The sequence below is a fragment of the Sphingosinicella sp. BN140058 genome, from assembly GCF_004135585.1.
In the GTDB taxonomy this organism is placed as follows: domain Bacteria; phylum Pseudomonadota; class Alphaproteobacteria; order Sphingomonadales; family Sphingomonadaceae; genus Allosphingosinicella.
This window is the reverse complement of record NZ_CP035501.1, coordinates 3,347,359-3,369,246: the sequence shown is the minus strand read 5'-3', so window position 1 is coordinate 3,369,246 and position 21,888 is coordinate 3,347,359. Positions and strand designations below refer to the sequence as shown.

At 65.9% G+C, this 21,888-nt stretch carries 20 protein-coding genes; 6 read left to right on the top strand and 14 right to left on the bottom strand.

The genetic code is table 11. The features are described 5' to 3' along the window. Positions 1–62: 62 nt before the first annotated feature. From ETR14_RS15095 to ETR14_RS15080, 4 genes are all read right to left on the bottom strand, one after another. Positions 63–251 carry a hypothetical protein gene (locus ETR14_RS15095; protein ID WP_129385863.1) on the bottom strand — a complete coding sequence of 63 codons (189 nt, stop codon included), beginning with the start codon at positions 249–251 and terminating at the stop codon, positions 63–65. Positions 252–342: 91 nt separating this feature from the next. Further along, complete coding sequence (lpdA, locus tag ETR14_RS15090) at positions 343–1,725, bottom strand: dihydrolipoyl dehydrogenase (RefSeq protein ID WP_129385861.1); 1,383 nt, start codon at positions 1,723–1,725, stop codon at positions 343–345. Further along, entirely contained in the window at positions 1,718–2,107 is a 390-nt protein-coding gene (locus ETR14_RS15085) for an endonuclease domain-containing protein (RefSeq protein ID WP_243455529.1), read from the bottom strand. The genes lpdA and ETR14_RS15085 overlap by 8 nt, the downstream gene beginning before the upstream one ends. 109 nt (positions 2,108–2,216) lie before the next feature. Continuing rightward, complete coding sequence (locus ETR14_RS15080; protein WP_129385857.1) at positions 2,217–3,569, bottom strand: pyruvate dehydrogenase complex dihydrolipoamide acetyltransferase; 1,353 nt, start codon at positions 3,567–3,569, stop codon at positions 2,217–2,219. 210 nt (positions 3,570–3,779) lie between these two features. Between ETR14_RS15080 and ETR14_RS15075 the strand changes: the two genes are divergently transcribed. Then, the gene (locus ETR14_RS15075; protein ID WP_129385855.1) at positions 3,780–4,235 is read left to right on the top strand and encodes a universal stress protein; all 456 of its coding nucleotides are present in this window, start codon (positions 3,780–3,782) and stop codon (positions 4,233–4,235) included. A gap of 78 nt (positions 4,236–4,313) precedes the next feature. On the opposite strand, the gene ETR14_RS15070 is transcribed toward ETR14_RS15075, so the two are convergent. The 4 genes from ETR14_RS15070 to ETR14_RS15055 form a co-directional block, all read right to left on the bottom strand. Further along, complete coding sequence (locus ETR14_RS15070; protein WP_129385854.1) at positions 4,314–5,363, bottom strand: RcnB family protein; 1,050 nt, start codon at positions 5,361–5,363, stop codon at positions 4,314–4,316. A 68-nt stretch (positions 5,364–5,431) separates the two neighbouring features. Beyond that, positions 5,432–5,941 (bottom strand): GAF domain-containing protein, encoded by a 510-nt coding sequence (locus tag ETR14_RS15065; protein ID WP_129385852.1) that lies wholly within the window; start codon positions 5,939–5,941, stop codon positions 5,432–5,434. A 28-nt stretch (positions 5,942–5,969) separates the two neighbouring features. Next, positions 5,970–6,383: an alternative ribosome rescue aminoacyl-tRNA hydrolase ArfB gene (arfB, locus tag ETR14_RS15060; protein WP_129385850.1), complete on the bottom strand. Its 414-nt coding sequence runs from the start codon at positions 6,381–6,383 to the stop codon at positions 5,970–5,972. Beyond that, the gene (locus ETR14_RS15055; protein WP_129385848.1) at positions 6,370–7,038 is read right to left on the bottom strand and encodes an RluA family pseudouridine synthase; all 669 of its coding nucleotides are present in this window, start codon (positions 7,036–7,038) and stop codon (positions 6,370–6,372) included. Before ETR14_RS15055 ends, arfB begins: the two co-directional genes overlap by 14 nt. A gap of 173 nt (positions 7,039–7,211) precedes the next feature. Here ETR14_RS15055 and ctrA point away from each other — a divergent pair, with 173 nt between their 5' ends. Further along, the gene (gene ctrA / locus ETR14_RS15050; protein ID WP_129385846.1) at positions 7,212–7,913 is read left to right on the top strand and encodes a response regulator transcription factor CtrA; all 702 of its coding nucleotides are present in this window, start codon (positions 7,212–7,214) and stop codon (positions 7,911–7,913) included. Between the two features lie 129 nt (positions 7,914–8,042). On the opposite strand, the gene ETR14_RS15045 is transcribed toward ctrA, so the two are convergent. Beyond that, positions 8,043–9,839 carry a tail fiber domain-containing protein gene (locus ETR14_RS15045; protein ID WP_129385844.1) on the bottom strand — a complete coding sequence of 599 codons (1,797 nt, stop codon included), beginning with the start codon at positions 9,837–9,839 and terminating at the stop codon, positions 8,043–8,045. Between the two features lie 937 nt (positions 9,840–10,776). Between ETR14_RS15045 and ETR14_RS15040 the strand changes: the two genes are divergently transcribed. Together ETR14_RS15040 and ETR14_RS15035 are read left to right on the top strand one after the other, a co-directional pair. Continuing rightward, the gene (locus ETR14_RS15040; protein WP_129385842.1) at positions 10,777–11,637 is read left to right on the top strand and encodes a hypothetical protein; all 861 of its coding nucleotides are present in this window, start codon (positions 10,777–10,779) and stop codon (positions 11,635–11,637) included. Then, entirely contained in the window at positions 11,637–12,653 is a 1,017-nt protein-coding gene (locus ETR14_RS15035) for a bifunctional 2-polyprenyl-6-hydroxyphenol methylase/3-demethylubiquinol 3-O-methyltransferase UbiG (protein ID WP_129385840.1), read from the top strand. The genes ETR14_RS15040 and ETR14_RS15035 overlap by 1 nt, the downstream gene beginning before the upstream one ends. Positions 12,654–12,687: 34 nt before the next feature. Here ETR14_RS15035 and ETR14_RS15030 read toward each other — a convergent pair whose 3' ends face one another. The 4 genes from ETR14_RS15030 to ETR14_RS15015 form a co-directional block, all read right to left on the bottom strand. Then, complete coding sequence (locus tag ETR14_RS15030) at positions 12,688–13,389, bottom strand: TrbG/VirB9 family P-type conjugative transfer protein (protein WP_129385838.1); 702 nt, start codon at positions 13,387–13,389, stop codon at positions 12,688–12,690. Between the two features lie 162 nt (positions 13,390–13,551). Next, positions 13,552–14,589 (bottom strand): glycosyltransferase family 2 protein, encoded by a 1,038-nt coding sequence (locus ETR14_RS15025; RefSeq protein ID WP_129385836.1) that lies wholly within the window; start codon positions 14,587–14,589, stop codon positions 13,552–13,554. Between the two features lie 164 nt (positions 14,590–14,753). Further along, the gene (locus ETR14_RS15020) at positions 14,754–15,533 is read right to left on the bottom strand and encodes an arginyltransferase (RefSeq protein WP_129385834.1); all 780 of its coding nucleotides are present in this window, start codon (positions 15,531–15,533) and stop codon (positions 14,754–14,756) included. A 125-nt stretch (positions 15,534–15,658) separates the two neighbouring features. Continuing rightward, positions 15,659–16,915, bottom strand: coding sequence for a threonine ammonia-lyase (locus ETR14_RS15015; RefSeq protein ID WP_243455528.1), 1,257 nt, complete (start codon positions 16,913–16,915; stop codon positions 15,659–15,661). A gap of 121 nt (positions 16,916–17,036) precedes the next feature. Between ETR14_RS15015 and ETR14_RS15010 the strand changes: the two genes are divergently transcribed. Further along, positions 17,037–18,680, top strand: a complete 1,644-nt coding sequence (locus ETR14_RS15010) for an amidohydrolase (RefSeq protein ID WP_129385832.1) — start codon at positions 17,037–17,039, stop codon at positions 18,678–18,680. A 3-nt stretch (positions 18,681–18,683) separates the two neighbouring features. Here the strand turns inward: ETR14_RS15010 and ETR14_RS15005 are convergent, their stop codons facing one another. Beyond that, positions 18,684–20,714: a protein-disulfide reductase DsbD gene (locus tag ETR14_RS15005; protein WP_129385830.1), complete on the bottom strand. Its 2,031-nt coding sequence runs from the start codon at positions 20,712–20,714 to the stop codon at positions 18,684–18,686. A gap of 116 nt (positions 20,715–20,830) precedes the next feature. On the opposite strand from ETR14_RS15005, the gene ETR14_RS15000 reads away from it, so the two are divergent. Continuing rightward, complete coding sequence (locus tag ETR14_RS15000; protein ID WP_129385828.1) at positions 20,831–21,841, top strand: phosphoribosylglycinamide synthetase; 1,011 nt, start codon at positions 20,831–20,833, stop codon at positions 21,839–21,841. Positions 21,842–21,888 lie beyond the last annotated feature (47 nt).

Here is a 21,888-nt window from a genome sequence, read left to right as displayed (position 1 = left end):
GGCCCGCTTCAAGCGCCCGTCTGTGCGACTTTGGTCGTGGTGCGGATCGGTCGAACCGACGCTCACGAGGCGGTCGGCGTTGCTCCGTTGACGTCGAGGCTGTTCGCCGCGCCGGAATCGTCCACCACATTTTCGCCGGTGACCATGTTGTCGGTGGCGAGATCGTCCGATGCCTCGCTTCGCTCGTCGCCGCTGCCGCACGCGGCGAGCGCCAACGCCGCTGCCGGCGCAATCCACCCAGATGCCTTCACGTCGTCCCTCCTCGCCTTCCGTCGGATGACGATCCTCGAACGAGAGCCGAGGAGGGTCGTTCCGCGCCCGCTGCGGGCGCGGAGCGCAGCATCAATAATGAATGGCGCGACCGTAGGCGTCGAGCACGCTCTCGTGCATCATCTCGCTCAGCGTCGGATGCGGGAAGACGGTGTGCATCAGATCTTCCTCGGTCGTCTCGAGCTGGCGCGCCACGACATAGCCCTGGATCAGCTCGGTGACCTCGGCGCCGACCATGTGCGCACCGAGCAATTCGCCGGTCTTGGCATCGAACACCGTCTTGACGAAGCCTTCCGCTTCGCCGAGCGCAATCGCCTTGCCGTTTCCGATGAACGGGAATTTGCCGACCTTGACCTCGTGGCCCACTTCCTTGGCCTTGGCCTCGGTCAGGCCGACGGAGGCGACCTGCGGCCGCGAATAGGTGCAGCCCGGGATATTCCAGGTCTCGAACGGATGCGGCTTCTTGCCGGCGATCGCCTCGACGCAGACGACGCCTTCATGGCTCGCTTTGTGGGCAAGCCAGGGCGGCCCCGTGACGTCGCCGATCGCGTAGATGCCTTCGACATTGGTGCGGCCGTAACCGTCGGTGACGATGTGGCCCCGATTGGTCTCGATGCCGAGCGCCTCGATGCCGATATTCTCGGTGTTGGGGACGATGCCGATGGCGACGATGCAGTGCGAGAATTCCTCGACGGCGCCGCCCTTCAGAGTCGCCTTGACGCCGCTGCCGGTGACTTCGAGCTTTTCGACGCCGGAGCTGGTGTGAAGGGTCATGCCCTGCTTGGTCAGGGCCTTGTGGACGAAGGCGGAGACCTCCTCGTCCTCGACCGGAAGGATGCGGTCGAGCATCTCGACGATCGTCACCTTGGCGCCCATGTCCGAATAGAAACTGGCGAACTCGACGCCGATCGCGCCCGATCCGATGACCAGCAGCTTGGATGGCATCTCCGCCGGCACCATGGCGTGGCGATAGGTCCAGACCCGCTTGCCGTCGGCCTTGGCGAACGGCAGGTCGCGGGCGCGCGCACCGGTGGCGACGATGATGTGCTTGGCGTTGAGCTCGGTGGTCTTGCCGTCCTTGGTGACGGTCAGCACGCCCTTGCCCTTGAGCGCCCCATCGCCTTCGACGACGGTGATCTTGTTCTTCTTCATCAGCCCCTTGACGCCGGCATTGAGCTGGCCGGCGACCTTGCGGCTGCGGTCGACGATCTTGGCGAGATCGAAGCTGACCTTTTCGGCCGAGAGGCCGTAAGCGGAAGCGTGGGTGAGATAATGGTTGATTTCCGAGGTGCGCAGCAGCGCCTTTGTCGGGATACAGCCCCAGTTGAGGCAGATGCCGCCAAGCTTCTCCCGCTCGACGATCGCGGTCTTGAGCCCAAGCTGCGCCGCGCGGATCGCGGCGACATAGCCGCCGGGCCCGGAACCAAGGACGATGAGATCGTAAGTGTCAGCCATCAGAGTGCTCCACTAAAGCCCCTCTCCCCTTGCGGGAGAGGGCTGGGGAGAGGGTGCGACCGTCGCGCCTCGATGCCGCGGCGGACGCTTCGAGCGCCGAGAGGATCGACGTCAGCACGCCCTCTTCATTGTTGAAGATATCGTTGTTCCAGAACCGTAGAGTGGTGAAGCCTTGGCGCCGCAGCCAAGCGCCCCGCATCGTATCGACGTCACGGGCATGCTGCCCACCATCAACTTCGACGATCAATTTCGCTGCCGCGCAGAGAGAATCGGCAATGTAGGCGCCAACCGGCTGCTGACGTCGAACCTTCCATCCGCTCAATCTCTTCGCGCGAACGAGTTGCCATAGTCGATGCTCGGTGTCGGTCGGATTGCGCCGCATCTGCTTCGCCTTGCGAAGCGCGCTCGTCTGCTGCGCAGTCGAGCGCACCCTCTCCCCAACCCCTTCCCCACAAAGGGGGGAGGGGCTTAGAGGAGAGTCCCCCACCATCTTAGGCCAGCATGCCCAGCGGGTTTTCGACCAGGCGCTTGAACGCCTGCATCAGCTGGGCGCCGTCGGCGCCGTCGATCGCGCGGTGGTCGAAGCTGCCGGTGGCGCTCATCACGGTCGCGATCTGGAGGCTGTCGTCGATCACGTAGGGGCGCTTCTCGCCGGCGCCGATCGCCATGATCATGCCCTGCGGCGGATTGATCACGGCCTCGAACTGCTTGATCCCGTACATGCCCATGTTGCTGAGGCTGGCGGTGCCGCCCTGATATTCCTCGGGCTTCAACTTGCCTTCGCGGGCGCGGCCGGCAAGTTCCTTGATCTCCGTCGCGATCGCCGACAGCGACTTGGTGTCGGCCTGGGCGACGATCGGCGTGATCAGCCCGGTCGGGGTCGACACCGCCACCGAAATGTCGGCACGCTTGAAGGTGACGAGTTCGGTGCCGGTGTACATGACGTTGCAGCTCGGCACCTCCATCAATGCCGCCGCCAGCGCCTTGATGAGCATGTCGTTGACCGACAGCTTCACGCCGCGACCCTCGAGCCCGGCGTTGAGCTCGGACCGGAGCTTGAGCAATTTGTCGAGCTGGATATCGACGGTGAGATAGATGTGCGGGACGTTCTGCTTCGATTCGGTGAGCCGCCGCGCGATCGTCTTGCGGATGTTCGACAGCTTGACCGCTTCGTGCGGAATGTCGGGGATCGTCGCGGGCGCGGCCGGCTGCGCCGGGGCCTGCGGCGCGCCGGCGGCAGCGGCTGGTGCCGTCGCCTGGGCAGGGGCGGCCTGGCCGGGACGGGCGCCGTCGATGTCCACCTTGACGATTCGGCCGCCGGGGCCGGTGCCCTTCACGGCGGCGAGATCGATGCCCTTCTGCTCGGCGATGCGCCGGGCAAGCGGACTCGCCTTGACCCGGTCGCCGCTGCCGACGGTGCCGCCCGCCGTTGAGGGAGAGGTTGCCGCGGCAATCTTCTTGTCCTCGGCCGGGTTCGCGCCATAGCCCTTCACATCCGGCGCCGGAGTCGGGGTTGCGGGCTGGCCGGCGCCGGTCTCGCCGCCGCCCTTCGCCACCGGCTCGGCCGCCGCGGTCGGTGCGGAGGCGGCGCTGACATCCTCGCCCTCGGCGGCAATCAGCGCGATCACGGTGCCGACCTTCACTTCGTCGGTGCCCTCGGCGACCAGGATCTTGGCGATCGTGCCCTCGTCGACGGCTTCGAATTCCATCGTCGCCTTGTCGGTCTCGATTTCGGCGAGCAGGTCGCCGGCGGCGACGGTGTCGCCCTCCTTGACCAGCCACTTGGCAAGAGTCCCCTCCTCCATGGTGGGCGAGAGGGCGGGCATTTTCAGTTCGATGGGCATGTGCGCCGAACTCCTGGGCATCGACTTGGGCTCGCGCATGCCCAAACAGCATCGGAAGGCGTCCGGTCAAGGCCGTTCCTTGGCGATCGAACGGCCGGGCCGTAGGCGCGGCGCTTGAACGCCCGGCAATTCCGTCGCACGATGTCGCGCAAAAACAGGGGGCTCGAGGGTGCGTGAGCGCATTCATCCCGCCCATGGGAGACGAAGCAGATGCGCTCATATCTGGTGGTGATCGACGAGACCAACGAGGGCAAGGTCGCCCTGCGCTACGCGGCGCGGCGTGCGGCCCGCACCGGCGCCAGCGTCGAGGTGCTGGCGATCGTGCCCCCGGCCGAGTTCGTGCAATGGGGCGGCGTCCAGGCGGCGATGGAGGAAGAAGCCAAGCTTCGCGCCGAGGCGATGCTGCTCGAAGCCGCCGGCGCGATCGTCGAGGAAGCCGGGATCCAGCCGACGATTCTGGTGCGCCAGGGCGAGCCGGTGAAGGCGATCGGGGACCTGCTCAAGGAACGGACCGACATTTCCGCGCTGATCCTGGGCGCCGCAGCCGAAAGCGGGCCCGGGCCCCTGGTCGAGCATTTCTCCGGTGCGGTCGCCGGTACCCTGCCCTGCCCGCTCGTGATCGTGCCCGAGCGCCTAGCCGACGAAGCGCTCGATCGATCCGGGTGAGGCTCGGCCGCCGAGTCGGGCGCACCGGCCCGAACATCAGAGCGCGTCGAGCGCTATCTCACCCCTTTTCGCCGGCATTCACCCCTTTTCGCCGGCATAAGGTGTCACCGGCACCCTTTGCACCTTCACCCGCTTGCTGCGCACCTTGGCGGCCGGTCGGGCGACGCGCTCCTCGACATAATCATAATAGGTGACCTGCTCGACCACGGCCGGCGTGGTGACGGTGGTTTCTGTCACGACGACAGGGCCGCACGCGCACGGGGCGTAGCCGTAAGCCGAGGCATAGCCGTAGCCGCCGTGACCATAGGCCCCGTCGAAGCCGCGCCCGGCCGGGGGCGAACCCTGTTCGACATATTCCTCGTCACGGACGTCGCCGCGGTCCCAGCGCTCGGCCCATTCATAATCCCATTTGCCCGGCTCGAAATCGCCGTCGCCGACATAGACCGGCACGCCGTTGTCGTCCTGGCTCCAGCGATCGCCCTCGCGCTCCCAGTTCCAATCGGACCGCGCGTCGTAGACCCGCCCGTAGCGGTCGATCAGCAGAGCGTCGTCATAATAGCGGATCCAGCGGCCGCCGGCGAAAGGCTGGGGAAAGCCGTAACCGCCCCAGTTTCGAACGACGAATTGCGGCGCCCACCAGAATTGCGGAACGAAGCCGCCGCGGTGGATGCGCTGGAAATGGCCGAAGCGTGCGCCTCCCGCGGCACCGCCGTGGAAGCCCCCGCCGTGAAACTGACCGCCCTGGAACGACCTGCCCCGCATTTGACCCCCATGGACCTGGGCGCCCGGCATCTGCCCGGCATAATGGCCGCCCGGGCGCGCCGGGACGGGCATCGGCGGCCTGGCGGCAGGCGGACGCGCCGCGTAGGACGGGCCTGCCGGGGCTGGCGCCGGCGTGGCCGCACGGGGCATCGCCGAAGGCGCGCGTGCGCCCCAATGGCTGCCGCGGGGCGCCGAAGGCGCCTGCGGCATGGCCACCGGCGCTCGGGCGGGACCGGCACCGGCCGAACCGGCAATCGCCATCGGCGGCGCGGAATAGGGATCGGGATCGGTGACGGTTTGCGCCGCTGCCATCGGCGCCATGGCGACGGATGCCGCCAACGCAACAACCAGCCTCAGCTTCGACATCTGCGAGTCCCCTGTGCGTAAAAGCCGAGTCGTTGCCGCGACAACACGGCTCCGACATTAGGGCTTTGTTAACGCTTTGCGGACTTCATTTCTACCGAGGCAAGTCGCGGCGCCAATATCCGTACCAATTCGACACAACCTGAGACGTCGTCGGCATCGAACCGTGCCGTACGGGGACTGTCGAGATCGAGGACTCCGATCAACTCTCCATGGTGAACGATCGGCACCACCAATTCGGACGCCGAGGCGGAATCGCAGGCGATGTGGCCCGGGAACGCGTGGACATCCTCGACGCACTGCGGCGTACGGGTCGCCGCTGCCGCGCCGCACACCCCCTTGCCGAATGGAATGCGGATGCAGGCGGCGCGACCCTGAAAGGGGCCGAGCACCAGTTCACCGTCGACGTTGCGGTAGAAGCCGGCCCAATTGAGATCGGGCAGACTTTCCCACAACAGGGCAGCGATGTTGGACATGTTGGCGATCGCATCCGGCTCGCCTTCGGTCAGCGAATCCGCGGCCTGGTTGAGCTGCCGGTAGAGCTCGGCCTTGCTGTCGCTTTCGATCCTGAAATCGTACATTCTTTGTCCTCGCCATGGCAGGTGCCGGTCAGTCGAACGACACCTTGCCGCGTCCCTGTTTGACCGCGCCGCGCTGCTTCTTGCCGTCGACTCGCTTCGCCTTGGCGGCGCGCGAGACCTTGGTCTTGATCCGCTTCGCCTGGCGGATGTGGGCCTTGGCGATCAGATCCGCCAGTCGCGCCCGCGCATCCTCGCGATTGGCGTCCTGGGTCCGGTAGCTGCGGGCGGTGATGACGATTTCGCCGTCATTGGTCATCCGGCTGCCGGCAAGCTCCTTCAGGCGGTGATAGGCGTAGGGCGCAAGGCCGAGCTTGAACACGTCGCAGCGCAGTTGCACTGCCGTCGCGACCTTGTTGACGTTCTGGCCGCCGGGGCCGCTCGCGGCGATGAACGTTTCCTCCAGCGCCTCTTCCGGAAGCGGATACGGATCAGGCGGGGGCATCGAGAAGATCGCCGGTGAAGCCCACCTGCAGGAAGGTCGGAGGCAGCGGCGCCGTCGCCTCGATCGGCGCGCGGCCGGTGCGATCGACCTTGAGGCTCAAGGCATGGAGCAGCATCGGTCCGCGGCCGGTGCCGTAGACCGGGTCGCCGGCAATGGCGAGGCCGAGCCCCTCGGACGCATGGACGCGCAGCTGATGGGTACGGCCGGTCTCAGGCATGAACAGCAACAAGGCGTGGCCGTCGACGATCGCGAGTCGGCGCCACCGGGTCACCGCCGACTTGCCGCCGGCATCGGGCACCATCCGCCAGCCCGCTTCCGCCGACGACACCTTGGCCAGGGGCAGATCGATCCTGCCCTCCTCGGCCTCCGGAACGCCGCCGACCACCGCAAGATAGGTCTTGGTGACTCGATTTTCCTCGAAGGCGAGCGCGAAGCGCTTGTGCGCCTTGGGGTTTCGCGACAACAGCAGGCAGCCGCTGGTGTCGCGGTCGAGCCGATGCACCGGCGAAGGCGGACGCTGGAAGCCGAAGCGGAGATCGCGCAGGTAGCGTTCCAGGCTCTCGCGTGTCTTCGGGCCCGGATGGACCGCTAGCCCGGCCGGCTTGTCGATCACCAACGCCTCGGCATCGACGAAAAGGACCCGCTCTTCCCACATGCGGGACGCCGTGCCACGACTGTGGCAGACGCGCAACGAATAGGTTAGTTGTCGGTAATCCCGGCTTAATCTCGAATTAACCTTTTGCGTTCATACCTGGCATAGTTAATGTTTAAGCGCGAAGGAGCGGCACGTCACGACGGCCGGTTTTTTCGAGCCAGAGGGGCTGAGCAATGCGAGTGCTGCTGATCGAAGACGAGCCGACCACTGCGAAGAGCATCGAACTGATGCTCGGCGCCGAAGGCTTCAACGTCTATACGACAGATCTTGGCGAAGAGGGTTTGGACCTCGGCAAGCTGTATGATTACGACATCATCCTGCTCGACCTGAACCTTCCCGACATGCATGGATATGACGTGCTGAAGAAGCTGCGGATGGCGAAGGTCGGCACGCCCGTGCTGATCCTGTCCGGCATCAGCGAGATGGACTCCAAGGTCCGTGCGCTCGGCTTCGGCGCCGACGATTACGTGACCAAGCCGTTCCACCGCGACGAGCTGGTTGCCCGCATCCACGCCGTCGTGCGCCGTTCGAAGGGGCACAGCCAGTCGGTCATTCGCACCGGCAAGCTCGCTGTCAACCTCGATGCCAAGACCGTCGAAGTCGACAGCGCCCGCGTGCATCTGACCGGCAAGGAATATGCGATGCTTGAGCTGCTCTCGCTTCGCAAGGGCACGACGCTCACCAAGGAGATGTTCCTCAACCACCTTTACGGCGGCATGGACGAGCCGGAGCTGAAGATCATCGACGTCTTCATCTGCAAGCTTCGCAAGAAGCTCTCCCTCGCCTGCGGCGGCGAGAATTACATCGAGACGGTCTGGGGTCGCGGCTACGTGCTGCGCGATCCGGAGGATCTCGAACAGGCGCAGGTCGCGTAAGCGATTCCTGATAGGGTTAGAACGCCGGCACGCCGGCGTGGGGCAGAACCGGCGGTCGCGAAAGCGGGCGCCGGTTTCTCTTTCAGCGCGCGCGGGACGACCCGCGCGCGCTGTTGTGTCGCCGATACGTTACTTGGCGAGGCCCGCCTCGATGGCGGAGAGACGCTGATCGAGCGCTGCGTTGGCGGCACGCAGGGCCGAGACTTCGCTGCGCAGCGCGTCGATTTCTGCGGTCTTGCGCTGAAGCTCGGCGGTCCGCGTCTCCAGTGCCTGAACCGCGGCTAGGCTGACGCTCGCCAGATCCTGGACGCCGATCGAGGTGCTGCCGGTGCCAAGGCCGAAGGCGGCGTAGAAATCCTCCGCCATCGGCCCGATGTGCCGCACGCCCGGGCCTTCGCTGGTATAATTCCAGGTGGAAAGTGCCATCGTGCGTACCTTGGCGAGGATGTCCGCACCGTCCACCCCGACGAAATTTTGCTTGGTGGTGCGGCTCGACGTGCAGTTGAACACGCCCGAGCCGGCCGGCAGGTTGCAGCCGGTGGTGCCGCCGAGATTGGTGCGGAACCGGAAGCCGCCCGTCGCCCGTGCCGCGAACTCGTTGTTGGCGGTATTCCGGAACGTGTCGGCCGACTGCGTCGCCGAACCATCGGACCAGATGAAGGTACCGCTGAAGCCATTGTTGGACGCGAACTTGCCCATGGCAGTGGTATGGTCCTGACTGGCCGTCACGTTGTATCCGATCGCCACCGCGGCTAGGCCGCGGATGTTGAACGTATCGGGATCGCACTTGCCGTCGGCCAGGATGGGGCTGCCGGAAAGGGCCTTGTTGCCGAACGCGACTCCGTAAGTATCGCAAACCCGATTGCCCGCGCCCGCCGAAAAGCCAGCCGCGCCCTTCACCTCGTTCCCGCTGCCGAAAACGATACTCGACGTGCTGCGTGCCTGATTGGTGTCGCCGAAGGCCAAGGCGTACAGCCCTTCCGCGGTCGAGTTCGATCCTCCGGCCCAGGAGAAGAAGCCAACGGTCGCGTCGTCCCATTCATTGTCCGCATAGCCGGAGCGGAAGGCACCCTTGTAGGAATCCCACGACGTCCGGTAGCCCTTGCCCTGCATCGGCGACACGCCGATGCCGAGATTGCCGGTGGCGACGAAACTGCCGTTCTGGAACACCTTGAACCAGGCCGGGGTGTGGCCGCCCGGGCCCGAACAGCAGGTCGAGCCGCCGCGCAGGTTGATCATCGGCGCGGTGCCGTTGGCATCGCCGACCGAAAGCTGCTCGGCGCCGGGCACGAACTTGATGAAATTGGCGTCGGCATAGGCCTTGTTGACCGCGTCGGTGGCGGCAACGGGATTGCCGATGCTGGTGACGCGGTTACCGCCTGCCGACAGATTGCTGAACGTGTTGGTGCCCGTCCAATTGTTGTTGCCGCCAAGCGAGCCGCCGAGACTGCCGGCGCTGGTCAGGACGGTTCCGTCGTTGAAGCGGATGCCGGTGCCGGCGCCGGTGAGCTTGATGCTGCCGGCAACATCCAGCTTCTGGGTCGGCACCTCGACGCCGATGCCGATGTCGCCGGTGGCCGTGATCCGGAAGCGCTCAATTGCCGCGACGCCGGTCGGCGCCGTTCGCATGACGATGGCGGCATTGTTGTGCGATCCGGAATCGAGGAAGAAATAGCCCGGCCGGGTGGCGTGGTTGCTGCCGAAGAACTGGATCGCAGCGCCCTCGTGGATCGCATTCAGATCCGGCGCGGCGATGATTCGAAAGCCGCCGCTATTGTTGGTCAGCTTGATGTCGGAACGGACGAGCGCGCCGACGGGAGTCATAACGAGATTTCCCGTAATCGGCGTATCCTGGGCGAGCGACGGACCGGCGAGCGCCAGCGTCACCAAAGCGGCGGCGGTGCCCTTGAGCACGAACTTCTTCATCTCTTCAATTCCCCCCTTGCATGCACCGCGACCTGGAGCCGTGCCGTTGGCGCATGCCGAACGGGGAAGACGGTGTTCGTGGCGGAGATCGCCTCCTGCGCACGACGTGCCGGCTGGCTTTTGCGGGCGTACATCATGTCCATAAAATGGCTGCGAAAGTGTCCCCCCAATCGCGCCGTCACCGCCACTAGCCGCGCAGCCTGGCTTGTGCACGCGTTAAATTCCGCCAGTCTCGGACACAGTCCGGACAGGGCCGGACAAAATCGCAGTGCCTTAGCCCGCGCCTTGACGACTCTGGTGGAGCTACCGACGCAGTTCCGCAAATCAACGGCCGAAGCCGTCAGGACGGCAGGAGGTTACTGCCGCTGGCAGATCGTCTGGGCGCGTGCGGCGAGTGCAGCCCGGTCGCTGCGGGTCGCGAGCAGCGCTGCGTCCGGGCAGCGGCCGGCGGCCATCAAGCGGCTCATCGTCGTCATCAATCCTCGATCGAGAGCCTGGTCGCCCCCCGATTCCGCATTGGCTGCAGCAAGCAATGCGAACAACTGCTCCGGATTGCCGCCGCTCCCCTTCGTGTCGGCACGGCACGCCGCCGCGGAAGCAGTGCCGCACGGGCTTGGCGGAGCACTCGTTTGAGGGGCGGCGGACCCGTTCGGCACGGGCGTCACTTGCGCGGGTGGCACTGGATCTCGCTGCGATGAGGGCTTGCGGACCACAGCGGGAGCGAGGCCGTCGCCCTGTGCAAGCGCGCGCACAGGAAGGCAACCCAGAAGAACAGCCGCCGCGAGCGGTATGACGAGCCGGTCGATGTTCATCATTCCATTGTCTAACCTGGCTATCGCTGCCTTGCAATCGCTGCCGATCCGACGGACAAGCCGCCTCCGCCTCGCTGGCGATGCCAGTAGAGGGCGAGGTTGAAGCGCTCGGCGCGGGAGTTGTCGTGAAGATTGTGATCTACGGGCTGGCCAAGAGCGGCACCTCGGCCCTGTTCTACAAGATCCGGAATTCGCTTCCGGCCGGCACGATATCGCTGTTCGAACCGTCGACCTACACTCGGCGGGAGCGTTTGCTGGAGCGGCTGCGTGCTGCGCGCCGCGGGCACTTCGCGCCTGATGTTCTGGCCAAATTGCTGCCCTGGGACTGGCGACCCGTTCGTCTCGGCGATTTCGACGATTTCGATCGACAGATCCTGCTCGTTCGCGATCCTCGCGATCGCTTGGTCAGCGCCTTGCTCTACAAGACCTATAATGCGAGCTTCGTACGGGATGCGTCGGCCGCCGCCGATTTCCTGGATCTGGTGAGACGGAAGGAAGCGAACCCAGGCGCCGTGACGATGCTGCGCCTGCTTCGCACCTTCGACGCGCTCGAGGAGGCTGCAGGGGCGCAATCCTCCTGGATGGATCGCTACCACCACCGCGGCGTCACGCTGCCGCTCCGCTTCCACGACGAACGCCCGCACCTGCCGGTGTTTCGCTACGAGCAACTCGTCGACTCGCAATTCGGACCGCTCGAGGAAATGCTCGGTCTGTCGCTCGGCGGCGCAGCCAAGGTGCCGGACTCGCTGCAGCGGGTGGTTCGCACCAAAGGCTATGGAGCCTGGCGCAACTGGTTCACGCCGGAAGACGTTGCGGAGTTGCGGCCGCTCTTTCAGGCCTATCTCGATCGTTATTATTCCGGAGCGGACTGGGATCTCCAGGCCTCGCCTGCGATCGATGCCAAACATGGTTCCATTTACGTCGAGCGGGTCATCAACGAACGGCGCGGCCTCTGGAACCTGCCCCCGCTGCCGGCCGAGACCTGATGGAGCTCGAATCTCTTGGCCGCTGCCCGGTTTGCGGCAGCACCGACCGTACGCTCCGCTTCGACGGAGTCGCCGACGGCGTTTTCGGAACGCCCGGCAACTGGGATTTCTGGTCATGCGGGTGCGGCATCCTTTATCTGGATCCACGGCCGACCGAGGCGTCGATCGGAGAGGCGTACGCCCTTTACTATACGCATGCCAGTTCGGGACCGCCGCTGCGCTGGCGTGATGACGGCTGGCGGGGAGCAATCCGACGCGGTTATCTCAACGCCCGCTACGGCTACAGCTTCGCCGATGCTTCGCTGCTGGGTGCGCTGACCTGGCGCCTCCGCCGTGGCGCGGTGAAAAATCTCGACTTCATGATCCGCCACTTGCCGAGCCCACCGCGCCCCGTGTGCACGATCCTCGACGTCGGCTGCGGCAATGGTGATTTCCTCGCGGTCGCCGAGGATCTTGGCTACCGCGCATGCGGACTGGATCCGGATCCCGAAGCCGTCGCGGTGGCGCGCGCGCGCGGCCACGACGTCCGCTGCGCGAGCCTTCCCGGAAGCGGTGTTCAACCCGCAAGCTTCGACCATGTGTTCATGAATCACGTCCTCGAGCATTTCCATGATCCGGTCGCGGCACTCCGAGAGGCTCGAGCATTGCTCGTCCCCGGTGGCAGACTCTGGATATCGCTCCCCAATCTGGGGGCGATCGGGCTCCGGCGCTTCGGCCCACGATGGCGTGGACTGGAGCCTCCTCGCCATCTTGCGCTCTTCGATGCGCCGCGCCTCGCCGCGCTGCTTGGCGAGCTTGGCTTCCAGCGCATCGAATTGTTGCCTGCCGAAGAGGCCGCCCTGTTCTACTTTCGCCAGAGCCAGGCGATCGCAAGCGGCACGGATCCCAATGACGAGGCGGACCCGCCCGGATGGGAGGATGTGCGCAGCCTTGCCGTCGCTGCCAATCGCCGTGGGAGGCGTGATCCCCTGGTCGCCGAGTCGCTGACGATGATCGCGTCGACGCCGCTGACGTGAACGGCGACCGCTCTCGCGGCCATGAGCTTCGCCGCTATTTCGCCATCCGCTGACGGGTTGCGGTGGCGACCTCCTTGTCGATGCGGAAGACGAGTTTGCCTGATACGCCATCGATCACGAACACGTCGTCTTCGCGCATCATGCCGTTGACCAGCATCTCCTTGCCGGTGTCGCTCACCGCGTAGACGGCCGGGAGCGACCGTTCGCGCGGCCATCTTATATAGGTCAGGACGCCGTCGTCGCTCATCTCGCTCGGCAGCAGCGCCTTCTTGCCGCGGAGCCGGTATCGTCCCTCCCCTTCGGCGTTGCGCGCCTCGCTCTCGGCCCCGGTCTGCGGATACCGGAAGCGAATGGTGTAAGCGAGGTTGCCGGTGGTGGTCACCGGCGACAGCTCGAAGCTGTAGACCCGCACATTGGTGATCGCCGTCATGTTCGTCGACACGCCGCCGGTGAGCGCCTTGACGAAGAGGGCATTACCGTTGCGATTGGCGCTCACCTGCCAGGCGGCGCTGTCGCCCACCGCGACATTCTCGACCCGCTCGTCCGGCGCGAGTTCGATCATCATCTGATAGCCCGGAGTCGCCTCAAGCACGATGACCTGGTCGGACACGTAATCGACGAACTGGATGTGCGGGTCGCCCGGTCCCGGCACCGGGCGCAGCTGCGCGGCCAGGGGCGATGCCGCGACTGCGGCGCACGCGATGGAAAGCGGCACGATCGCGCGGATCCACGGCATGGCTCAGGCGCCCGCCCGTGATCGGCCACGTAACACGTTCATCACCCGACCTGATCCTCCCCACGAACCCGGAGGCTCGAATCGTGCACTCCCTCGCCTACGGATAGTGCACTGGGGTCCGGGGCTTGCCAAGAACCCTGCCGACAGCCCCGATTACCCCGATCAGGCGTAGCCGCGATCGCCCTTCGACCGCGTGACGACGACGAACAGCGCGGCGTTGCGGACGAAACCGGAAAGGCCGAGTCCATTGCGCCGCAGGCGGCCGAAGCGGCGCCACCGACTGGTGGACCAGATCGTGGCGAGCGCTTCCGTGGCGCGACGTGCCGCTGGCGTCATCTCGTCTCCATAGCGAGCCAGAAACGCCGCCGCCTGCCCGGAATAGCGGCGCATCACCCGCTCCCGATCGTCACTGAACAAAGTCTGGGTCACGCGGTGGATCAGCGACGCGGTTCCGCCGCTCTTTGCCCCGATCGCATTCCGGCCATGCTGGCGATAGAGGATCGTGGGCTCGTCGACCCACGAAATCACGCCGAAGTTCGCGGCGACGAGCGCAAGCCAATGATCGTGCATCATCGCTTCTGGCGCGATCGGACGCGCCTTCTCGTAAAGTGCGCGGTTCGCAAGGATCGTGCATCCTGTGGCGACATTGGCGGTGAGCAATCCGACCACGCCGTTTCGCGATGGATCGATCCTGGAGTATCGGAAGAAGGACGGACCGATCACCTGAAGGTGCTCGTCGACAACGGCGAGGTCGGTGTGGACGAGGAGCGGCGTCGCCTTGCCGTGGAGATCTTCCAGTTCCGACATCCGCTGACGGGTGAGCGCAATCTTGTTGGGCAACCAAATGTCGTCATGGTCGCAGAACATCAGATAGTCGGCAGACGCCCGATCGATCAGCCTGGCGAAGTTGCCGAGCGCGCCCGAACTCTGTTTCGCGCGTTCCACCACCCGGATGCGGTTCGGATAACGGGCGGAATAGTCTTCGAGAATCGCCACCGTCGCGTCGCGCGAGCCGTCGTCGGCCACGAGCAGAGTGAAATTCTGGTCGGTCTGCGCGAACAGGGAATCGAGCTGTTCCGCAAGGAAGCGCTCGCCCTGCCAGGTGGCCAGCGCGACTTCGATCACGGGCGTTCGGGAGGTCGTCGGAGCGGCAGGCGCGCTGCGTCCCTCATTCGTGTCGTCATCTGAACGCAACGTCATGATCGGGGCCGCAATTCAGAGAAGCGATACAAGGGCGGTACTGGACATGCGGCGGCCGTATAGCAAAAGGCCGCCCAGCGGGAACCAAGGAAAGATCAGCCGCTGTCCGCCATCGATCTCAGCAGTGTTCCGGTTCGCTCTTACGGTTTGGACGCTGAGCCGGCTTACGACTGAATCCGCGCCTTCTGGACCAGCGGCAGCTCGGGCTCCTCAGGCTCGAAGCGGGCCCAGCCGTTCGGACCCAATTTCTCGAGCGGACGGAAGCGGCTCTTATACGCCATCCGGCGCGAGCTCTCCACCCAATAACCCAGATAGACGTACGGCAGACCGGCGCGCCCGGCCCGAACGATATGATCGAGGATGATATAGGTGCCGAGCCCCGGGCGGCCGGCATCGTCCGGCTCGAAGAAGCTGTAGATCATCGACAGCCCGTCGCCCTGCTGATCGGTCAGGCACGCGCCGACCAGGCGGCCCTGCTTGCCGTCGACCGCAGGCTCCCGATATTCGATGACATAGGTCTTGACCGGGCTCTGCTCGATCATGTCGGCGAAGTCGCTCTCGTCCATGCCGACCATTCCGCCATCGGGATGGCGCCGCTTCAGATAGCGGCGGAGCAGCTCATATTGCTCCTCGGTCGCCCACGGCTTGCAGGCCGTCACCTCCAGATCGGAATGCCGCTTCAGCATCCGCTTCTGCGTTCCGTTCGGCTGAAATTCGCCGGTCACCACGCGGACAGAGACGCAGGCGCTGCAATCGAGGCAGCTCGGACGATAGGCAACGGCCTGGCTGCGCCGGAAGCCGATCCGGCCGAGCGCGTCGTTCAGCTCGCCCGCATGGTGCCCCGCCAGTTCCGTGAACACCTTTCGCTCGGTCTTTCCCGGAAGATACGGGCAAGGGGCAGGGCTGGTGACGAAGAATCGGGGAAATCGGAACGGTGCGCTCAACGTGGCTCCGCATGTGAAAGGGCCTGGATGCTGGGTCGGTTATGCGGCGTCCAGGCGCGTTTGGGAAGATCGACGCACTCGGAAAACACTGCTTCGGGCAAGCCGTTCCAGCACGGGACGATCTTCTACTCGATCCCTACCGGCTGAACGTTGAACCCTGCCTGACCAAGCCCGTCGACCAGCGCCTGCAGCTGCTCGGGATCGCGCGCCTCGCATTCCACTTCGATCGACGTGTCCTTGGCCGGCAGGCTGGTGAAGACGCGCTGATGATAGACTTCGATGATGTTGACACGGTGCTTGTCGAACAAGCGGACCACGGCGAACAGCGCACCGGGAACGTCCTGCAGCTGGATGCGCAGGCGCGCCATCCGGCCCGAGCGGGCGAGATCGCGCAGCAGCACGGTGGCGAGCAGGCGCGTATCGATATTGCCGCCGCTCAGGATCAGGCCGACCGTCTTGCCCGTGAAACGCTCGGGGTGACTGAGCAATGCGCCGAGCGGCGTCGCGCCTGCGCCTTCGGCTACCGTTTTCTCGATCTGGAGGTAGAGGCTGACCGCAGTCTCGATGTCGCGCTCGGGCACGAGCAGGATGTCGTCGACGACCTCCCGGATGATCGCCGCCGTGGTCTCCCCGGGCTGCTTGACCGCGATCCCTTCGGCGATCGTCGTGCCTGCCGACGGCAGATCGTGGCCGCCGATGCGGCAATACATGCTGGGATAGAAATGCGCCTGGACGCCGACGATCTCGATGTCCGGCCGGAGCGCCCGGGTCGCCGTGCCGACGCCGGAGAGCAGGCCGCCGCCGCCGATCGGCACGACCAGAGTCTCGATCTCGGGCGCGTCGGCGAGCATTTCCAGCGCGACGGTGCCCTGTCCAGCGATGACGTCCGGATCGTCGAAGGGATGCAGGAAGGTCAGGCCCCGTTCGGCTTCCAGACGCCGGGCCTCCGCATTGGCGTCGTCGAAGCTGTCGCCATGGAGAACGATGTGCGCGCCGTGGCCTTCGGTCTGCATGACCTTGATGCTCGGAGTCGCGGTCGGCATCACGATCGTGACCGGTACGCCGAGCCGGCGGCCGTGATAGGCGACCGCCTGGGCATGGTTGCCCGCCGACGCCGCGATCACGCCGCGCGAGCGCGTGCCCTCATCCATCAGCAGCAATTTGTTGAGTGCGCCGCGCTCCTTGTAGGCGGCGGTGAACTGGAGATTTTCGAATTTTACGTAGACGGTCGCGCCGGTCACCTGGCTCAAGGTACGGCTGAGCAAAGTCGGCGTATGCATCACCGCCCCTTCGATCCGGCGCGCGGCAGCCTGGATCTCTTCGAGGGTGACGATCGGGGTGGAGCGGGAAGCGGGACTGGCCATCGCGCGCGGCTCTAACATGCGTTCCACCCAATGTCTTGGGGGTGGGTTTCGCGATTCCCTTCGTCTCGCCTCGCCATCTGGCGCGTTCGGCCGCTACCGCTTATGCCGGCCGCCGTCCCCTTGCCGAAAAGGCCGATAGATGAAGAAGATCCTGGCGGCGATCGCTGTCCTGCTCTGCGCCTCCACGGCTTCGGCCGACGTCCTTGTCGACAACGTCAACGGCTATACGCTCACCGCCGAAGGTCGCCTGGTTCGCTTCGCGGCGATGCTGGTCGGCGACGACGGCAAGGTCGAGCGACTCTACGAGCGCGGCGACAAGAAGCCGGATCGAACCCGTTTCCGCTTCGACGGCAAGGGCAAGACCCTGATTCCCGGCCTGATCGATGGCCATGGCCATGTCATGGGGCTCGGCCTCGGCGCTCTCCAGCTCGATCTTTCCGACACCGCTTCGCTGCAGGAAGCGCAGGCGAAGATCGCCGCCTACGCCGCCGCCAACCCGAGCCCGCGATGGATCGTCGGCCGCGGCTGGAACCAGGAGAAATGGGGCCTCGGCCGCTTTCCGACGGCGGCCGACATCGACTCGATCGTGCCCGGTCGTCCGGTCTGGCTGGAGCGGGTCGATGGTCATGCCGGCTGGGCGAACAGCCTGGCGATGAAGGAGGCGGGGATCACCGCCAAGACAGCCGCCCCCGCCGGCGGCAAGATCGAGAAGACGGGCACCCAGCCGAACGGGATCTTCGTCGATGCCGCCACCGGGCTCATCGACAGGATCGTGCCTGCGCCAGTTCCGCTGGTGCGCGACCGCGCCTTCGCCAAGGCCCAGGAACTGATGCTCGCCAACGGTCTCACCGCCAGCGCCGACATGGGTACCAGCCCGGAGGACTGGCTGACGATGCGCCGCGCCGGAGACGCCGGCCGACTGAAGGTCAGGATCATGTCGTATGCGGGCGGCATTGATGCCCTGCTCGCAATTGCCGGCACCGGCCCGACACCCTGGCTGTACGACGGGCGGCTGCGGATGGGCGGCGTCAAGCTCTACAGCGACGGCGCGCTCGGCTCCCGCGGCGCCTGGCTAAAGCAGCCTTACAAGGATTCTCCCAAGGAGCGCGGACTCACCTTCCTCAGCGATGCCGAGCTCCGCAACCTGATGAGCCGTGCGGCGATGGACAATTTCCAGGTCGCGGTTCACGCGATCGGCGATGCCGCGAACGCGCAATTGCTCGGGGCGATCGAGGAGCTCGGGGAGACCTACAAGGGTGATCGCCGCTGGCGCATCGAACATGCCCAGATCATCGATCCGGTCGATCTGCCCCGCTTCGCCAGGTTCGGCACGATCGCTTCGATGCAGCCCGTGCACGAAGCTTCCGACTGGCGGATGGCGGAAGCCCGCCTCGGAATGGATCGGCTCGGCGGCGCGTATGCGTGGAAGACGATGCTCGCCAACAATGTGCCGCTCGCCTTCGGATCCGATTTCCCGGTCGAAAGCCCCAATCCCTTTCACGGCCTTGCCGTGGCGATCAGCCGTCAGGACGCGCAGGGACAGCCGCCAGGCGGCTGGATGCCGGAGCAGCGTTTGAGCCTGGAGCAGGCGTTGCGCGCCTTTACGCAGGGCGCCGCTTATGCCGGCTTTGCCGAGGATCGAATCGGCAGCCTGGAGAAAGGCAAGTTCGCGGACTTCGTGCTGATCGACCGCGATATCTTCGCCAATGCCGCACCGGAGCAGATACGCGACACCAAGGTGATCGAAACCTGGGTTGCAGGCACCCGTGCCTGGCCGCAATGAGGATCAGGCAACCAGTCGCGTGACGGTTCCAACGGTGAGGATCTGCGGCAGCGCCTGAGGCGCCTTGCCCGGCGCATAATGGAGATAGAGCGGCACGCCGGAGCGTCCATTCTTCTCCAGGAAGCGGCCGATCTCCGCGTCGCCGCGAGTCCAGTCGCCGACGAGCACCGCGACCTTGCCGCGGACCAGAGCGTCGGCGACCTCCTGCCTGTTCAACACCGCCTGCTCGTTGACCTTGCAGGTGACGCACCAGTCCGCGGTGAAGTAGACGAACACCGGCCTCCCCTCGGCGCGAAGGGCAGCCAGCCGCGCCTCGCTGAACGGCTCGGCGCGGAGCAGGCCACCGCCGCGGGCCTCCACCGGATTCGCCGCTTCGGGCAGCAAGATGATTGCCGCAAGCACCGAAAGCAGCGCCGGAGCCAGCGCGGCCCAGCGACGCCGCCGGCCCGCCCACCATAAGAGTGCGGCGGTGATCGACGCCGCTGCGACCCCGATAAGGACTCCGTGCGTGCCGGTCTGCCGTTCGAGGATCCACGCAAGGCCAAGCGCGGTCAGGAACATCGGCACCGACAGGATGCGGCGCATACGGCCCATCCAGGGCCCCGGGCGCGGCAAGCGACGGCGCAGCGCAGGAACGAAGCCGAGCAACAGGAACGGCAGCGCGAGGCCGAGGCCGAGACCGGCAAAGATCGCGAGCGCGGCCGCATGCGGCAGGACGAGAGCGGCACCGAGTGCAGCGCCCATGAACGGGCCGGTGCACGGAGTCGCAACGAACGCCGCCAGCGCACCGGTCCAGAAAGCCCCGGCAACGCCGCCGCGGTCGGCCAGCCCCGATCCGGCGGAGACCGAGGGCAATTCGAACAGCCCGGCAAGATTGAGTGCGATCGCGAGCACCAGCAGCAGCAGCAACAGGATCACGCGCGGATCCTGGAGCTGGAAGGCCCACCCGATCGCGGTGCCGCCCGCGCGCAAACCGAGCAAGACCGCGCCGAGGCCGACGCAGATGCCGATTACGCCGAGCGCGTATGCGACCGCCTCTCGACGGACCGCCCGTTCCTCTCCGCCGGCGCGGGCGAGACTCAGCGCCTTCAGGCTGAGAATAGGGAACACGCAGGGCATGACGTTGAGCAGCAATCCGCCCAGCAACGCCCCTCCGAGCGCAAGCAGAATAGCGCGCGTCCCGGCCGGCGCGGCCGCCGGCCCGGCCGCTTCGATCGGGATGCCGGACGCCGGAACCGTGCCCGGCCGCCCGTCGACGAGCAGCCCCTGCCCGCCGCCTAAGCTGAGCACGCCCTGAAGCGCAGTCGGAGCAAGATCGCCCGCTTTGGTGTCGACGATCAGCATGTCGCCGGCGCGGGAGACCGCCTGCGGCGCGGAATACGCCAACGCGCCATCGGTGAGCGGAAAAAAATAGGGATCCTCCACCCCGATCGCGGCGGGCAGCGGAATGCCGATGCGCAACCGATTGCCGTCCCGGGCAAAGGCCGCGGCGCTGCCGAGAGGCTTCGGCAAAGCTTCGCGCCACCGATCGAATATGGGATTGGAGGCAGCGGCACGGCCGACGCGGAGGTCGAGCGACAAGTCGGCACTCTCGGGCACGCAGATCTCGTCGGTGCAGACGAGATAATCGGCCTTGCCGCGGATCGGCAGCACGGTCCCGGGCGCCCGCCCGGCCGGCACCGTGAAATCGATCAGCAGCGCATGTTCGCCTTCATAGACATAGTTCATCAGCCCGGCCACGATCAGACGCTGCGGCACCGGATAGTGAACCGCGCCCGCCACGACTCCGCTCGGCAGCTGCCAGGCGATCCGGGTTTCGACGCCCGCATCACCCGGATTCTTCCAATAGCCATGCCAGCCCGGCCGCGGCGTCATCACCAGCGCGACCGTCACACGACCGCCGGCGACAGGCGCGTCATGCTCGGCGATCAAGCGGGTCGAGACCGCTCTTTGCCCGGGTGCGAGCATCTGCGCCTCCGCCGGCCACGCCAAAGTGGCGAGGAGCAGCAGGAAGAAGAGGACGAGCCGAGTCATGCGGGCGCTATAGCAGCCTCTGCGAACGTCGCTCCCCCGATCCGCTTGGCGTCGCCGCACGCTCGGCCTATGAGCCGTCGCCCCACAACGGCTTCCTTGCCAAAGGTGCTCTGCTTGTGCCCCAGCCGATCGAACCCCGTGCCATTCCGCAGGAGGCGAAGGAGCGGCTGCGCATCCTGTTCATCGCCAAGCATGCGCTCTGGGACGGCGGACTGCACCCCGACGACGGCAATCACGCTCTCTATCATCTGGAAACGCGCGAAATTTTGACCGGGCTCGGTCTCAACCTCAGTCTCGCCGATCGCTACGATGCTCTGTTCGACCGGCCCGATGTCGATTTCGTCTTTCCGCTGCTCAACCGGGGCGGCTTCCTCAACAGCGAAATGATGCTGCCGTTGCTGTGCACCCGCGCCGGCCTCCCTTTCCTCGGCGCATCGCCGATCCTGCGCGGCTTGGCCGACGACAAACACCTGACCAAGTTGGCGGTGCGAGCGCGCGGGGTGCCGACCGCGGCCTGGGCGATCTACCGGCGCGGTGCCCCCGTCGATCCGGCGCGCTGCCCCGACGGCAGCCGGCTGGTGGTCAAACCCAATGCCTCGTCGGCGAGCTGGGGCGTGCAGGACGCGCACGATTGGTCCGGCGCCGCAGCGGCCGTCGCCCGCATCCACGGCGAAGGTCACGATGCCATCGTCGAGCCGTTCCTCGACGGCAGCGACGTCGAAGTGCCGGTGATCACCGTCGACGGCGAGCCCGTGATCATGCCGATGATGCTGTTCGAACAGGCGGATCCGACCCACCTTCGCACCTATTACGAGAAAAGGGATCTCGTCGACCGCGCGCAAAAATATCGGCTGGTGCCGTTCGACGATTCGGAATGGGTCCCGATCATCACCGCGTATGTCCGTGCGATTGCGGAGGAATTCCGCCCATTCGATTATGGCCGATTCGAATTCCGGCTCGATCGCGAGCGCGGCGTCGTCCGCTTTCTGGAGGTCAACCTTCAGGCGAATCTGTGGTCGCAGAAGGTCTACGGCCGATCGGCTGCCCTCGCCGGCCTCAGCCAATCGCAACTGATCGAGACCATCCTGTACGAAAGCCTGCGTCGTCATCATCTCCTGGAGCGTTGAGCCGGCGCGCCGGATTGGCTATCGCCCCCCGCGAGCATCAAGGATCG